Raw genomic sequence first — 17086 nt, forward strand, 5'->3', positions numbered from 1 at the left:
AAAAATTCCTTAAAATTGGCAAAAAATTCAGAAAATAATTCATGATTCTGATTGATGATATTTAAGTTGCGTTCTACTATTGTATCTACTTGTTTTAATGCAATTTTGGCCAAAAATTCACTTGAAGCACTATTGCAGATAGTTGTATAATCTTTGAACATAGATAATTGCTTTAATAATTCTCTATTAGGTGAAGAAATCCAACCAATACGAAGTCCAGCTAATCCAAAAGCTTTTGACATGACCCCTAGTGACACTCCGTTGTCATAAAGATCACAAACTGCTGGTAATCTTTGCAAAGAATTATATTCTAATAGTCGATATACTTCATCAGAAAATAGATAAATATTGTTTTCTTGTGCAATATCGATGATTTGGTTTAGTTTTTGTCTCGAAATATGAGTACCAGTCGGATTATGAGGAAAATTAATGATAATAGCTCGTGTTCTAGGATTAATATCATCGAGTAAAACTTGAAGATCAAGCTCCCAATCATTTAGAGAGTCCAATTCCCATAGAGTTACTTTACATCCAATGGTCTGAGCGATTTCAAAAAGAGATTGATACGCAGGAAATTGTACGATGATATGATCTCCTGGATTTAATAAAACATTCATGAAAATAAAAATAGCTTCTTCTGCACCAGAGAAAGTTAGAATTTGGTCAGGTATAATAGTAGTATATAGCCCTGAGACTAATTCTAATAATTCAGGATCTCCTGCTGACTCAGTATAACCCAATCCTTGCTTTTTAAGAGCTGATAAAGATCCTTCTTCCATTTCTAAAAGATCATTGATTGTCAAAGGTTCACAATCTGAGGCGCATAAATTATAAGCTGTCTTAAACTCATATTTTGCAAAATAACGTTCAAGCTTAAATTCATTTAATTTCAAAAGAAAAACCTGCTATTTTAAATAAGTTTTTAAATTAATTAATAGTCACAATCCAGTTATAAGGATCAGAGATTAGCCCATATTGAATTCCAATTAATTTATCATATAAGGTTTGAGAAATAGGACCAATTTCAAAGTTATTAATAACATATTCTTCCGTTTTATAAGTTAACGCCCCTACAGGAGCAATAGATGCAGCAGTCCCACTTCCAAAGCACTCAGTTAATGTTTTGTTTTTAATACAATTAATAATTCGCTCAATAGAAAGTGCTTCCTCATTTACTTTATATCCTAGATCTTTTGCCATATAAATAATGCTTTCCCTAGTAACTCCCGCTAAAATAGTTCCTGACTGCAATGGAGCTGTATAAATCACGTCATCAATAATGAAAAAGATATTCATTGCCCCAACTTCTTCAACGTACTTTTTATGTATAGCATCTAACCAGAGAACTTGATCACATCCCTTTTTTGTAGCTTCTTCCCCAACTAATAAGCTAGCTCCATAATTTCCTCCAGTTTTAGCAAAACCTGTCCCTCCAGGTGCAGCTCGGATCCAGAAATCTGAAACATAGATTTTGACTGGTTTAAACCCTTCTGGGAAAAAAGAACCTGAAGGAGATAATATTATGTAAAAAAGAAACTTTTTTGAAGGTTGAACACCTAGTCGACCATCGATTCCTAACATTGTAGGGCGAATGTAGAGAGAAGAACCAATTGATGATGGAATCCAGTCTTTTTCTAATCGAAGTAGTTCTTTTAATCCTTCAAAATAAATATTATCATCAATTGAAGGCATAACCATTCGTGCAGCCGAAGCTTTAAATCTTTCAACGTTTTTATTAGGTCTAAAAAGATTTATTGACCCTGATCGTGAAAGATAAGCCTTTTGTCCTTCAAAAATACTTTGTCCGTATTGTAAACAAATTGCGGCAGGATCCAATACTAATGGTTCATATTTTTGGATAATAGGATCACTCCAACCCTCATGATAATGAGAAACTAACATTCGATCAGTAAATATTTGACCAAAACCGAGATTTTCCTCTGATTCATATTTTGGCTTTAATTCTTCCTTAGCAAGGGGAACTACTTTAATTTCCATGGTTATCAACCATTTAATATGACATCGATTGATGAAATTATAAGCATTCCTTACTTAGATAGAATCCCATTTTGCTTGGAGAATTATTCAAGTTTTGGTCTAGATTATTTGGAAATATTGTAACATTAATTAATATGAGAGAATATGGTCTTCAGCTGTCTCGAGAGCTGCTGCTGCTTTTTCTGCAAGATATACTCGAGTAATATTGTGATTTGTAAGCCAGTCAATTAATTTTAGAATGAAACATGAGAATTTTGAGGAGTAATTTACTCCTCAAATCCAAAACTAAACCCTGTAACTGTTTTTACTGGATCAAAATCATCTAAAATTGTTGCGAAAATCTCTTCACTAGATGGGGAAACAAAAGTACTAATAGGAAATTGTGTTCCGTAGTTTGCTTTTAAGCATTCTTTCGCCATTTCTACCAATAAAGGCCTATAAGCTCCTTCTGATCCTTTTCTATACGAATGAAATCGTAAAATAAGAGTATCCTTATTTTCTGGAGGCAGTTTATAAATAAGAGGAGCTGAAGCCATAACTAGATTGTCATCTTTATACACAAGAATACAATGTCCTGTAGCAAATACTCTATCCGTAAAATACGTTTTTACGTCTTCATCAGTGGGAAATTGGCCATCAAATCGGCCATCTTCGCGAATTAATTCAACCAGCTTATCAATATCGTCAAGAGTTGCAAGATGGGTGGTATAACCTTCGAATTTCGCTTCACTAAGTTTTTTTAACTCAATATCATATCGATAGCTTCTTGTTTTTTCCTTTAGCCCTTTTTTCTTAAAGAATTCTAGAATTTCTTTTCTTTCAGATGCTGCATTTGCTCTTATTGTCATGGATTCCTTTCGATTTTTTACATAAGTTACCATTTCATCGAAAAGACGATCTTGTACTCCTTTTGGGCAGTTTGTTAAAGCCCATGGAAAGCCGATGTGAGTTTCTTTAATAGCAGGATAGTCTCGTGCTTGCACATAAGCCAAAGGCTCTTTTTCTTCAGTTAATGCGATTCTACAAAAAACAGGTTTTTCCTGCTTATTTCGTTGAATGATTGACTCTGGGGTAATTGGAGGGGTAGGGTTATTTGTTTCATTATAAATTCGGGCTTGATATTCTTCTAATCCTTTTTCAGGTTCCCAATCAAAATATTGAATATTCATCATTTCTAACCTCAAAACATTTAAACTCAAATAAATGAGATTAGTCTCATATAGCTGAGACACTTTAAAAAAATATTTTTTGTGGCAACTCTTATATGAAAAAAAATTGGAGAGATTAAATTGAACTCTGAAAATAATTTTGTTGATGAGATTTCTTATTTACAGCCACTTGTCAAAGATATTACTGACCCTGAAGTTCTTAAGCTGTTTCAAGACCCTAATCTCAATAATATTCTGAATATCCTTCGAAAAACTAATAATCCTATGACTGTTGATGATTTAAAAAGAGAACTTGATGCTTCAGGTGTTGAAAAGTCTAAAAAAACTATTTATAGGCATTTAGGAATTTTGGAAAACTATAAATTAGTTGTATCAGCTGGAATGCGAAAATTTCCCTACAAAGGAAAGCGTAATACCCAAACCCTTTATATGAGAACTGCAAAAATCTTTTTTGTAAAAACAAAATCTGAAGAGGTGTGTGAAGAGACTGAAAAACAAAAGTATCTCTATTATACAGGAGTGGCTAAAGTATTGGAATCTCATCTGAACAAAATTGTGGATGTAGAATGTTTTAGAAACAATTTGAATGACCTATTCTCAGCAAAGGGGGAATTAGCTCAAAATTTAATTAGAAATGCTGATAAAAGTCTTGCCGATTTAGTGAGTCAGTTGAATTGGAAAAATATAGAGTCATTATTAGATACTCTGAGGCTCCTCCTTATATTATTGGATGAAGATTCATGGTATACTAAAATCTCACATTGTTTTAGTAGCGGAAATCAAAAATAAGGTCATATTTTCAGTTTATTTTAATTTTGTTTATTTTTTTATCTAATAAATGGTCAAATAGATCTGAAAAATATTCAAATTTTTCTCCTATTAATTTTTGAATAGATATAGGGTTTTTTTCAATAGTAGATAAGGTTTTAGAGATGTTTGATACTTCTAACATATTATTGGCTTGAAATGCGAGAAGAATAATTGGTCTATCTACAACTTGCCAACTAACCCAAAATTTTTCACCTAATTTTTTTCTTACCTCCTTTTCTATCAAGGTTTGAGATTCTAAAGTTAATTTTTTAAGCTCAAGGGCAAAAATTACCATTAATCCTTTCTTAAGAACACTTGGGTTCATTTGAATGGTAAATAAAGCAATAGAATCTGAATGGAGTTTTTCGATTCTTCGTCTGAGGGTTTTTACTGAAAGATTTGTTTTCCTAGAAAGATTACTCAAGGTTATTCTTGCATTATGCCGTAAAAGAGATAAAATATACCATTCAATATCATTAATTTCTTCTAAATTCCTTTTAGGAATCAGGGTTTTGATAGAAAGAGGTGGTAAAACTGGAAATACGATGATCTCTTCAGTATCTATTTGTTTTAACACTAAATCTTTCATTTGCGCTAATTCATTATTTGATAGATAGTTAATAATTAAAAACGCCGAATCTAATCCTATTCCTATGGCAGAAATGTTTTCATTCTGGCCAAGTTTTAAAAAAGTATCCGTATTAATTAAAGAGGGAAATTTTATCCAAATAATGGCAGTATTTAGATTTAATAATTTAGGATTTAGCTCTACAATATATTTCTTTATGATTTGTTGTTCTTCTAAAATTTTCACTCTATTTTTGATTGTATTAGATGTAACTCCATATTTTTGAGCAAGAAAAGTAAAAGATACCCGACAATTTGAGCTTAATTCAAATAAAATAGATTTATCGAGTAAATCCAATCTTTTTACACTCTTTTAAAATTGAAGGTTACTAGAATCTTAAAGTTTTCTTTCGATTTCTGGGAATTTTGTCCTAGCTTTATTCCTAAAAGTGAATTCTTAATTGCCTAAACCTTGATTAAACCCTAAAACTAAGTATTAATTAGTTTTAAAATATGAGGTGAAAAATGTGATCTTTATATGGAATTTAAATTCAATTATTGTAGGTTTTTTATTTGGACTTGTAATGGCAATAGGATTAGGTTATATTTCAGATGAATTAGTAACAGAAATGAGAGAAGAATCTCCAAATGATGAACTAATTAACTCTGTGTTATTTTATAGCCTTTTTAAATATCTTCTTCCCCTATTATTAGTAATAGGTTTTGCCTTACTAATTGGACCATTTTTTACGTGGTTTTATGAGCAAATCTTGCTTCAGGAATCGATTTTTGGTCTAAATCCAAAATTAGTGTATATTGGAGGTTTTCTTTTATTTTCTTTGTTATTAGATTTTGCTGTATTTTTAACAAGGACTCCCTATCCTTTAATGAAGCTGATTGCTAACTCTTGGATGTTTCTGATGTTTGGGTTGCTGATCCCAGTTTTAGTGAACTGAAGAATAGCATTCTAAGTATCAGATTCTTCCTTCTCTCCTTTTTTTCCAAATATTCGGATATGATATAGCTCAATTTTTACAGTTAGCCATGGAACAGATCGAAATAGCTATGTTTTCTGAAAGTTTTGATTATGGTGAAGATGTAAAAAAAGCATTACTTGCTGCTAGTGATTTCCGTTAACGTATCCATGTGTTAGAATAATAGAAAGAATATTATAATAACTCTTTCACAATAGTTGCTAGTTGTTCCATTTTTACCATAACATATTGCAAGGGGGCAATTTTTCGTGCAATCCCTGATAAAAGGAGTTCTTGAGTTGTTTTTAAATGTTGAAAAACAAAAATATAGTCATTAGTTTCAATAGTGGTTTTAAAAACATCTGTAACACTAAATTCAGACCCAATCCTTTCATTTGTTGTTAAACACAAATTAGCGGGGATAATTATTTGTTCTGCTAGTTCGCCTTCCTCAAAAACTGGAAGACCCTCTTCTGCTGTATAAATCGAGACTCCTCCTAGCTCTTTATTCTGTTTTAAAAATTCTCGAATAGCCTCGCTTACAGTTTGAGCTTTAGTTGACTTTATCATCAAAGTACGAATAATTTCTCCAATCGCAAGATAAATAGACTGATTAAATATAGAAGTTGCACGATAGGTGATTTTATTATCATAAGGAGAAACAAAATATTGTTCCATTGTTTCTATTACTTGTTTTTGAAGATTTTGTATAATCAAATCATTTTTATGAAAAAAAACATAGATTTCCGCTTCAGGGGAATATTGATTTAGTCTCTTAAGAGCATGATCAAAATAGAATTTACTAGTACTAATTTGATCCATATTAGAGACATCCACAACCCAGATTAACACGATTACATCAGAAAAGATAAATTCTGCTTGATCACCTACAAATACTGAAATAAAATTCTCTTGCCCTCCACAATCGAATATTTGAAACGCACTGTCTAAAACCCCTTTTGTCGAACGGGTATAGTTAATTGTCGCAGCGTAATCCATAACCTCTTCTGGGCTTTTACCTTCAAAAACAACTGATTTAATGCTTGATTTCCCAGAATGGCCTAAGCCTAGAAAGACTACCTTTTGAATTGTTTGAAGAGTTGCCATATTGATTTTTGAAATGATATTCTTTTAATTAAGCTTTTCTAATATATTAGTTAGCATTGCATTAAAAAGAATCTATAATTCATAACTCATAGAAATATGATAATACATCTCAATAGACAAATTACTTTCTCAATAAGCTATAAAATCAAGGGATTATCGTGAGCGAATGGGTTTCGGATTCAGAAATTACTCAAAGGTTAGGTTATAAGATTCTAATCGCTGGTCTTTCTGAAGCAGGTAAAACAGCGGTTAAACGTATTTTCTTTTTAAAAAAGAGAACTGAGCAAGTTAGTTCCCTATCTGCTACAATAAACTATGAAAGACTATCACTTAATGTGAAAGATACTCCAATTAACATCGTTGACCTTGGAGGACAGAAGATTTTTCTAAAGAGGTTTCTAAGCGGCTTTAGTCCGTTTGTTTTTTCTTCTGTAAAAACTTTTATTTATTTAATTGATGTTGCAAATAAAACAACCCGAAATAATTCGATTCAATATTTTGCAGCATGCTTAGAAAAACTGAATACTTTTTCACCTGAAGCGGAAGTCTTTGTTTTTCTTCATAAAAATGATTTACTTCGTGCTAGCCCAAATTATGAAAGTATTCATTCTCAATTAAAGGAACAATTTCAACTTGAATATAATCCTAAATCATTAAGATTTTTTAGAACGACGATTTATAAACCTGAAACAGTTATTGATGCATTTGGAAGAATCTTTGAACTCGTAATGCCTTCGCTTTCAGAGAGTGAATTTGTAGAAGGGCGTAAAATCGGTTTGATTGAGGAATATGCTGATAGTTCAATTATTTTAAAGAAACCAGAAGCAGCAATAACTTCAGATCAACCTGTTGGATCACATACAATTTCAATAATGCAAGCTGATAAATCTAAAGCTGGAGATCCTGCCATTTTACAACGCCTCCAATCCCTTTTGTCCACTGCTGTTACTAATAAACCTCAAGCTGAAGCTAAAGCTTTTGCGGAAAATTCCCTAAATAATAAAATGACACCAGAGCCAGTTCAAAATGAAAATTTTATTTCAGAAGCCAGTAAATCTTCTTCTACATACCAATCCTCCTTTCCTAAACAACCTGAGACTGTAACGGAAGAAATAAAAGTTGTTTCCTCTGAATCTCTTACCATTGAGAAAGAATTAGAAAATAAGCAAATTGTTCATCTTATTGATTATTATCGTATTGAAAAAGCACAAGCAATTGATTTAATGAATTCTGGGTATGTTGATCTCTTTGAAATGGCAGCTAGATCTGGGATCCCTGTTCCTCTAGTACTAAATGTCATATTAAAATACATCCCATTTGTTAAGAACCAAAAATTAAAACATATTAGTACTCTGAATAAATTTCGAATTACGGAACTTTTTAATGCATATCTTAAAAACTTAATCGCTGAAGATGAGATGGTTCAATGTTTAGTTATTGCTACAGAACGTCCGAATTTATCTATAGCACAAATTGCTGAGGGTTATTTAAAGGATTTAAGAGAAGAGCGAAAAGTAAAAGAAAAGCAGAAAGAGAAAGTTAAAGAAGAAATTGTCCTACCTCCAGCCAAAGAAAAGCCAATTGAAAAAGCTAGTATCGATATTCCTGTGATTTCAGAAAATATAGAGGGAATAATAACTTTGCCAGATACTCGTGACCTCGGATTTAGAATAGAGCTAGCTGGGGAGGAAGCTGTGAATGTTCAATTAAATTTCTATATCTTTACTGGTCAAAATAAATATGAGCTTATTGGTGGGTCAATTCTTTCACCAAATGTAACAATAAATGAGCTCATCTACTTTATGGCTTATGAATTGAGTATGTTAACTTTGGGAATCTTTGAAGGTGGAAAAGCTTCTCTCGATTTTGCAGCGAATATTATTCATAAGGCAATCCAGAGTCTAAAAGTCAAAAAATTAAAATCAACAAAAGATTTAGTTACGTCTCCGAAAGAAGGATCGATGGATATTAAAAAAATCCCGTTATCCGAATTCAAAGTTCCATTGGAAGTTCAGGTTCAAGGTAACTACCTTCTATTACCAGATAGTCAAGGTGTTGCATTTACTTTAGAACCAAAACCAAATGGTAATGCTAATTACATTTTATCGTTTCTACAGAGAGGACATCCCATTGGAAATGTTGAAATTGATGGAAGCCTATCTATTGAAGGAATTAGTCACTTAATTAAAGATAGAATGCAAATCCCTCTTGAAACTGATGGAGCTTTTGATTTTGCAAGCCGGTTGATTCATGCTTCTCTTCAGACATTTATTCAAGCTACCGCTAAACAGAAGAAAAGTTGGAAAGATCGTATCCCTAAATTCATACCAGAACAAGTTGATAAAAAAGAAAAGGAAGTTGATAAGACCTCTGAAAAATTAAAGCATTACCTAGCTCTTTTAGAGGATAATTGAATAAATCATTTTTCCTCACTTAATAAAAGCTCTGTAGTTCCATAAATTTCTTGATAAGACAGAATAATCTTTGAAAGATATTTTCGTAATTCAAAAATATTCTTTAAGATCTTTTCTTTTTCATTGGGTTCCTTATCCATGATGATATGTGTTTGATGTACTTCTTTTTGAATTTCAGGGACAAATTGATTAACGAGAGGGAAGAGTTCTTTATGAATCAGAAAATTAACAGTGATATTTTCTCTTCCTCCTCTAGCTTCAGGACGCTCAAGTGAAAAACCATAGGTTAAAACACTAATTCTAGTACCTAGGGCTAAAACAAAATCATAACCTGAAGGCACTTCGATTTCAAAATCTTCAGAGAATCCTGTAACGCTGAATGATCGATCAGACATTTCAACAAGCTTAGCAAAATTATCCTTTAGGATCTCAGGAATTACGATTATAGGGATTGGTCCATGACGTTGGTCGAAAAAGGATACAACTACTCCTATAGTATGAGTATCGAGAGCGTTCACAACATCAGAATCTATGATGTTTTTTAATTTTGCTATTACTAGTTCTTTATCTAGTCCTACTATTTCGGGTTTTCGAATAAATTTGACATAAACTATACTACCAATAATTACTAGAAATACAGCTGATCCTGCAACTAAAAGAACCCATTCAGGTAATCCTGGTACCCTATATATTAATCGCTCATTTTCTATTCGATCAGGATAATTTCTAATATCAAATGCGTTTTCATTAAGATTTCCAGACAAATCCAATGTAGAAACATAGTATAAGACATTAAAATTTGATCCATTAGCTGAAAAGGGTATGCTTACTGAATAAATCTGTACTAAACCTACAGTTCGTTGATATATCATTTCTACAACATTATAATCTTCTTGTGCTAAGAAAGCTCCTTCTCCTTCCTCTATTAGCTCAAAATAGTAGAAAAGAAGTATTTGTTCAGCGCCTGAACCATATTCCTCAATTTCAGCAAAGAAAGTCAAGTTTGTTGGATTTGTATCTTTATCTGGTTTGAAATAAACACCAAGTGATCCAGCTGATTTAGACACTCGTGGAGCAACTCCATCAATTAAAGTGAAATTAAAACTTTGTACAGTTGTTACTCCTATATTTGATCGTGCAGTAATGTAAACAGTCGCTATCGTGCCAAAATAGCTGTTATTTTCATTGCTTAATAAATCATATGAAAATCTCCAATGTCCTGTAGAATTAGGTGCCATAAACCCAGAATCAGATAATATTGCTCCATTTATAAATAAATTATACCTAACTAATTCAATAGAATGATTTAATGCATCAGTTATAAGTGATGAAATCAAATATTGTCCATCAGACTCTTGAAGAATCTCCGTGGTAATATTTTCAATGCTTGGACGGCTTTCAATATCAAAGCTAAAGGGAAAAATTGTTGTAGCATTTCTAAAACCATCTGATGCAATTACTTCTAAACTCCAAATATCTCCTGGAGTAGTATATTTACTTGAAATAATACGAAGATTATCAAATTGTGATAAATAATTTCCATTTACACTCCAATAGAGATATGAGGAATCATTATCGCCAATGTCTACATCAAATAAATTAATAATTATCGTGATGTTTTCGTCTTCCACAAAGAAACCGCTATATTCATTTCCATCAAGTGAAACGCCTAAAACTATAGGAGCTTTATTTACAATTAAAATCGTTTGAGAAGAGATATTTAACGACCAGATCTTGAGATCATCAGTAATTCTTAAGACTGCATACCAAATTTCTCCTTTTGTAGTTGCAGTACTAGGTAGGATTGTTAAATTATCATACATCGGAATATAAATTGAGTTTCTAAACCAATTAATGTCTGATTCATACCAGAGTATAAAATCTCCATCAACATCAGTAAAATTCACATTATCCAATAAATCTAAGACTAAATCAGTATCTGCATATGTTTCTGTCCTATTATGGGAATTACTTTCTATTATGACAGAAAATACTACTGGTGGACTATTAATTATTGATATTGGTGGAGAACTCTTCCCAATGCTAGACCATTCAAATCCATCATAAACAAGAACTTCTACACTCCAAATGTCTCCTTTTAGGGTATTTATAGGATTAATAGAAGTAAAATTTTCAAACATTGGTTGAATTATTCCTTTATTCCGCCAGATGATTTTTGCTTCCATAGAAACTTCAGGATCATTATCTAGATCAAAATAAGCCCAAGAAACATTCAATGGATCAATAGTATAAGCAATGGATGATGTTCCATTAGCTAATAGATTTACGTTATAAGCAGTTGGTTTTGCATTCCTAATCATAATTGTAGAACTTGTATTGACCACAATAGCCCAGTTAAGACCATCGTGAGGCTGGACCTCTACAGTTATATTATCTCCTCGAATGTAATAATCAGAATAAAGCCTGATAGTCACGTAATAAAGATTTATCCCTTGTTCTACTGAGATTACTGTTGAATTTTCTGTTCCTGAAATAAGGAAAGAATTCTTATACCAATAAATGAGTGTTTTAGAAATGTTTATTGTATCTAGGTCGTAATCATAAAATGAGAATTTAATATCAAGATTTTGATCTGATCTAACATTTGGATTTAAAACTTGGAACGAAGTAATATATGGTAAGCTATTAATGATTAAAATTGATGAAGAGTTTACCCATTTGCTGTAGCTTCCAAATCGGTCTCTAATACGAACACCAGCTTTCCATATTTGTCCTCTTGCTAAATAATTAACAGAAACGGTTGGAGTAGTTAAATCAGACATTAAAATTCCATTACGATACCAACGGTATTGTGCTCCTACAACATATCCTTCAAGATCGAAATCAAGATTATATAAAGAACTACTTTCCCCAAAATCAGCATCATATGCTGAATAATTTAGAGATAATTTTCCTGATGCGTAATAAATTGTACTATTATTAGGAGCGAGAATATTAGGCTGTCCTTGAACTTGAGGAATTGCATTTCCGATAATTAATCTTACTCTATAACTTTCCCAAACCAATCCAAGACTTTCTCCATCATGAGGAGTGATTTGGATTGTAATATAATCACCTGCCGAGAAATATACATGTGAGAGTGTCCAAACTCCATTAACAGTAATATTCCCCCCACCCTCAAATTCAATTGTCCAATTAATCTTAGTTTTTCCAGTATCAATAATATCATTATCAATATCCTTGAAGGAGTAAATAAATCCTACATCTTGAGAGGTGTTACGACCACCAATTAAAGTAACACTTTCTAAGTAAGATAATGAGTTTAAAACTGTTATTGAAGATGAAGTAAAGTTATTTGACCATGCTTCTCCATCATAAACTCTTACAATATATCTCCATACCTCTCCTTTCTTAGTAAATGCTACTGTTACTTCAGTATGGTTATTTAGTTCTGAAATTTCTTTTGTTCCATTCAACCATACAATTGAATAGGTAGTAACACTATCTTCATCAATATCATCAACTTGAAAATTAGCTAATAAAATATTTGATGTATACACGTTAGAAGCTGGAAATATTGTCGCTGTTATTACTGTAGGAGCTGTATTTAAAATTTTAATTATTTCACTTGTACTCCAGTTTCCATAATCATTATAAATATCCTGTGGACGAACTGAAACAGTCCAATTATCACTTTTTATTAGAGACGTAGAAATCTGCTGCATTCCATCAAATTGAGGCTGGTGAACTCCATTTCTAAACCATTTAAATGTTGTACTGGCTTCAGGATCTCCATTTAAATCATAATAGGTATAATTCGCATACAGATAACCCCCAGCGACTGGATTACTTGATGTAAGGTTTACAAATAAAGCTTCAGGAGGAGTATTGGGAGATACGCCAATACTTATTGTGGCAGAAGAAAACCAAGAACTTATGGTAGTGCCATCACTTACTCGCATTTCCACACGCCATAAATCAGTTGTTTTAGTAATTGTATTCGATATAATAAAGGTATTATTAACATAATTTTCAAATTGACTACTTGAAAAATTATATCGCCACCATCGTATTTCCAACGATGAAATATTGACACTGTCAAGATCGATGTCAGTATAAATATAACTTCCATTTAGATCTGTAACATTATCTACAGTTCCTGGAGTTGAAAAGCCATTAATTTTAACAATAAGACTTGGAGGACTATTTTGAATAGTAATAATCTGTGATTTGACTTGATTACCTAATCCAATTCCATCTGATGGGGTAACATTGAAGTAAACTTGATAACCTTTGCTAGTTACACTAAAAGGTAAGGTTTTTAGATTATTATATGCTGTTAACAAAAAATATCCAGATCCATTTCCATTATCAAGGTACCATCTAATTTGGCTTCCCTGTTCAGTATCTCCAGTATCTGCGTCTAACCAGACATAAGCAGCAACTAAATTAGAGGAGGTAATAGGGGCACTTGGAGTTAAAGAAATCCCTGTTACAATTGGGATTGAGTTTTGAATAGTTATATTTCCTGTTATACCCCAATTACCAAAATCTTTGCCGTCTTTTGGGTGTACCTGAACCTGCCAAATTGCTCCACGGATTAATGAAGCTGCAGTAATATTTTTGCGATCATTGAAAGCTGATTGCAGGATCCAATGTGAACCATTCCATTTTTCCCATCGAATTTCCGTCCCAAATTCTAGATCATTCTCGGTATCAGCATAATCATATAAAACAAATAGAGTATCGTTACTTGTTACAGGTAAATCTAAAGTTAAAGGATTTCTAGAAAGTTGAAGATTCGAGATACTTGGCGGGTTATTTGCTACATATCCTGGATGAGTAGCTGAAGTGAATGTGTTTCCATTTGTGTCATTTACTGTCACAACAAAGTTAATTGTTCCTTCTATCATAAAAATAGTATCATTTACATATCCATAAGTTGTATTTCTCATAACAGCCCATAGATCAGTCAGATCTCCCATATTTTCATGGTAGGTAACATTTAGAATAACTGTATCGATGATTCCCCAACTATCTGATACATTAGCTCTAAATTCTTTGGTATCAGTAAGATAAATCCAGTCAACTACTGTTGGGCTAATCGTATCGTAATTAAAAGTAACTGATTTAGTATTAGATGGTTTAGTGAGATAATTTCCTTTATTATCAGTTGAATTACTAATAGCATATTCAATATAATCATTATATGCAACTGTAGCTTGGTAAATCCAGATTCCTGTTCCATTTTTTGTCATAGAATATTCTGTTTCGTTGATTTGTATTTTAACACCAGAGGTAGTTGAATCCCAATCTGTTACGTTTGCCCAAAATATTGGAGTGCCCTGACCGAAATCGTCAACTCCAAAATCATTAATAAGGGGTGCTTCATGGTCATATTCATTTCCGATATGTAAAACTGAACCAGGATTTACTTGGGTAATGTAATCCATCTTGATCCAAGCGTTTTCATATGGAATAGATCCAATTCGTAATTCATCAATTCGTCCATCAAACCAGTCTGAAGTTCCCCATGCACCAAGAGCATAATCATCATTTCTTTCAGAAATTACTAAAAACCTAATAGAACCTGCTTGAACCCCATTGACATAAACACGTAATTCATTAGTGTTATTATCATAGATATATGTGATATAATACCAAGTATAAGTACTTAAAGCACTACCAAATGTATATGAACCTGAAGAATCATCTATTGTCGGAATAAAATCTGTAATTGCTAATTGAAGCCAGTTAGGGTAAGACGCAGTTCGATCAATGTTCAAAATGGTTCTCCAGCCATTACCATTTTCAAAATTAATCCATGCTGAAATACTAAAGCTATTAAATTGCATATTCTGGGTTGAATATAGCTGATCGTTGATGCCATCAAAATCTATTGCATTGCCAATTTTACCAGAAACAAGGTCACCGGAACTCATACTACCAGATGAGGTCAAATTGAATCCTTTTAATGAATCATCAACTATTTGTCCTACTGGTGATTCTTCAAGATGATAAACTGCTTTAAAAGAATTCCATGTATCATATTTCTGTTCTTGACTTTCAATAGTACTATTGCCATAATACATCGAGAGAACAGTACTGCTGCTAAGTGAAAGTGTTTTCATTTTTACCCAAGTTTGAAGATGAGCATGTGTAGAGTTAAAGTCTTGATCTAGGATTGAAATTTCATGGGTTAATTTAGTTCCTGTACTATCGTAAAAGGCAATATCTTTTCCATTCGATTGTATATCAGTTTTTAAATCACTATCTTTAATATCAACCAATAAAGGATAATCAAACAACTGTCCATTATTACTATATTTGATTTCTACATAAACTTGTGTGATTCTTAGCTGAATAGTCGAAGTATAGGTTATCCTCCCTCTTACTCCTAGCTGAAGATTTGCAAGGTCGTCCCATGTCCAGCTAGATAATGTTAATGGGTTTGTTGTCCATGTATCAGTAAATGTAGAATAGCTAGATGATGGCCAACGTGAACTTCCATAGTAATTATTATTGTTTAATCGGATGAAACTTCGTGTTTCCCCTGATATTATAGACCCTGTTCGTCTTGTACGAGTTTTTACACTTAAACTTATTATATCTCCTTCTAAATCACTTATTCCCTTAATGAAAAAAGAAGTGTAGCGGTAAGAATCATTAACAGTAGTGTAAATATAGGATGAATCATCATCAGCTACTTGTTCGTCATATGTTTGATAATCCTGTGTTCCACCAGTCTTCGAAAAGTGATTCCAAGTTTCAGTATAACCAGGTGCACGAGGATATTGAAAAATCATTTCTTCATTTGATCCAAAATAAGAATTATCAAGAATAATATCCTTTTTCCTCCCGAATGAGCTATCGATCCACCAATTTTCGTTTTCTTGTTCATTGCTTATACTATAAAATTCAACTGGTGATTTTATATTGTTATATTCTGTTGCTACTCGATCAGATGATAACTCCTCTTGGATAAAGCGAATTTCATCTATCTTTCCATCAAAATAATTAGAAAGATTATGATGTGCTCCAATTGTAAAAGATGCAAGATTATTTGATGAATAGAAATCATCATTACCTGAATAACTTGGAGCTCCAATTCCCCATAGTTCACGGATTGCTGTGTCATCATTTCCATTAATATAAATATTCCAAGACGAGGTGTCAGAATTAACTCCTGTATCAAAAGTTATATAAAAGCTGTACCACCCAGAAGGTGCAGTATTAAAATTTGTTGAGGAAGCCATATGAATTCCATCATCATCATCATCTCCTTGATAAAAATGAAGTAATCCATCTGTTTCATCAATGTAAATCAAGTAGCCAGTATAATCTGGGCTTTGTGGATAAAATTTATCGATTATTACATCTGATGTTGTTGCAGTATCTCGATAAAACCATCCAGATAAAGTAAAAAATTGGTCTCCTTGTAATTCAAGAATATCAAGATCACCCATTTCAATATAATCATTAGTCCCATCTAAATTCTGTGCTAATCCACTCATTCCTGTGATATCATCGTTGCCATGCTGGTTACCATGATTACTATTTGTAGATGAATCTATATGCACATTTACAGCTGATCCTTCATCAATTACTGATTCACCTAAATGCCATACTCCTAAATAATCTGACCAAACAATATCAGGTCTATGATATCCATAATTTGCTTGGTTTCCATAGAACATCTTGATATGAGTATTTTTATCCACAAAAAGTGTATCAACTTGTACCCATACACGTAGTCTTGCGTGAGTAGAATTGTAGGTCGGATTCCATTCCTCTACTTCATAATAAAGATTATTTTTTGTATCGATGTTTGTAAATACCAAATTTTCACCATTATTTGGTAATTTCCCAGTAACTCGTAAATCTGGATCATAAATATCAAATAAGATATTAATTAGATTATGGTCAGCTGTTCCTATAACTTTAGAATGATCTATTGTAAGTTGTTTTGAATATCTAAAGAGATCATATGTGCTAGGTCTTTCAAGATTTCCTACTGAATAAAATTTATAGGGATTAAACTGATTCAAATACTCTACAGTTATCCAAGAAGAGGGCAAGGCTGATT

At 32.3% G+C, this 17086-nt stretch carries 9 protein-coding genes; 3 read left to right on the forward strand and 6 right to left on the reverse strand.

The window, feature by feature from the left end; genetic code table 11:
* The 3 genes from ACWVCY_RS06775 to ACWVCY_RS06785 all read right to left on the reverse strand — a co-directional run.
* A partial coding sequence (locus ACWVCY_RS06775) for an aminotransferase class I/II-fold pyridoxal phosphate-dependent enzyme (protein WP_455141409.1) occupies positions 1-893 on the reverse strand: 893 nt, incomplete at its 3' end.
* A gap of 34 nt (positions 894-927) precedes the next feature.
* Positions 928-1998, reverse strand: a complete 1071-nt coding sequence (locus ACWVCY_RS06780) for a branched-chain amino acid aminotransferase (RefSeq protein WP_455141411.1) — start codon at positions 1996-1998, stop codon at positions 928-930.
* 266 nt (positions 1999-2264) lie between these two features.
* Entirely contained in the window at positions 2265-3170 is a 906-nt protein-coding gene (locus ACWVCY_RS06785) for a hypothetical protein (RefSeq protein ID WP_455141413.1), read from the reverse strand.
* A gap of 117 nt (positions 3171-3287) precedes the next feature.
* On the opposite strand from ACWVCY_RS06785, the gene ACWVCY_RS06790 reads away from it, so the two are divergent.
* Positions 3288-3956 (forward strand): winged helix-turn-helix domain-containing protein, encoded by a 669-nt coding sequence (locus tag ACWVCY_RS06790; protein WP_455141414.1) that lies wholly within the window; start codon positions 3288-3290, stop codon positions 3954-3956.
* Between the two features lie 10 nt (positions 3957-3966).
* Here ACWVCY_RS06790 and ACWVCY_RS06795 read toward each other — a convergent pair whose 3' ends face one another.
* On the reverse strand, positions 3967-4902 hold the full coding sequence (locus tag ACWVCY_RS06795) for an Lrp/AsnC family transcriptional regulator (RefSeq protein ID WP_455141417.1): 936 nt from the start codon (positions 4900-4902) through the stop codon (positions 3967-3969).
* A 169-nt stretch (positions 4903-5071) separates the two neighbouring features.
* On the opposite strand from ACWVCY_RS06795, the gene ACWVCY_RS06800 reads away from it, so the two are divergent.
* The gene (locus ACWVCY_RS06800) at positions 5072-5500 is read left to right on the forward strand and encodes a hypothetical protein (RefSeq protein WP_455141418.1); all 429 of its coding nucleotides are present in this window, start codon (positions 5072-5074) and stop codon (positions 5498-5500) included.
* Between the two features lie 213 nt (positions 5501-5713).
* On the opposite strand, the gene ACWVCY_RS06805 is transcribed toward ACWVCY_RS06800, so the two are convergent.
* A complete protein-coding gene (locus ACWVCY_RS06805; protein WP_455141419.1) occupies positions 5714-6625 on the reverse strand; it encodes an ADP-ribosylation factor-like protein in 912 nt (303 codons plus the stop codon).
* Positions 6626-6783: 158 nt separating this feature from the next.
* Here ACWVCY_RS06805 and ACWVCY_RS06810 point away from each other — a divergent pair, with 158 nt between their 5' ends.
* Complete coding sequence (locus ACWVCY_RS06810; protein ID WP_455141421.1) at positions 6784-9039, forward strand: ADP-ribosylation factor-like protein; 2256 nt, start codon at positions 6784-6786, stop codon at positions 9037-9039.
* A 5-nt stretch (positions 9040-9044) separates the two neighbouring features.
* Here the strand turns inward: ACWVCY_RS06810 and ACWVCY_RS06815 are convergent, their stop codons facing one another.
* Positions 9045-17048, reverse strand: coding sequence for a DUF2341 domain-containing protein (locus ACWVCY_RS06815; protein WP_455141422.1), 8004 nt, complete (start codon positions 17046-17048; stop codon positions 9045-9047).
* Positions 17049-17086: the final 38 nt, after the last annotated feature.

Source organism: Candidatus Hodarchaeum mangrovi, from assembly GCF_975850365.1.

What these genes read in the sequence shown, in the direction of transcription:
- ACWVCY_RS06805 (WP_455141419.1), bottom strand. Translation starts at nt 6,625, where the DNA reads ATGGCAACTCTTCAAACAATTCAAAAGGTAGTCTTTCTAGGCTTAGGC.
- ACWVCY_RS06785 (WP_455141413.1), bottom strand. Translation starts at nt 3,170, where the DNA reads ATGATGAATATTCAATATTTTGATTGGGAACCTGAAAAAGGATTAGAA.
- ACWVCY_RS06780 (WP_455141411.1), bottom strand. Translation starts at nt 1,998, where the DNA reads ATGGAAATTAAAGTAGTTCCCCTTGCTAAGGAAGAATTAAAGCCAAAA.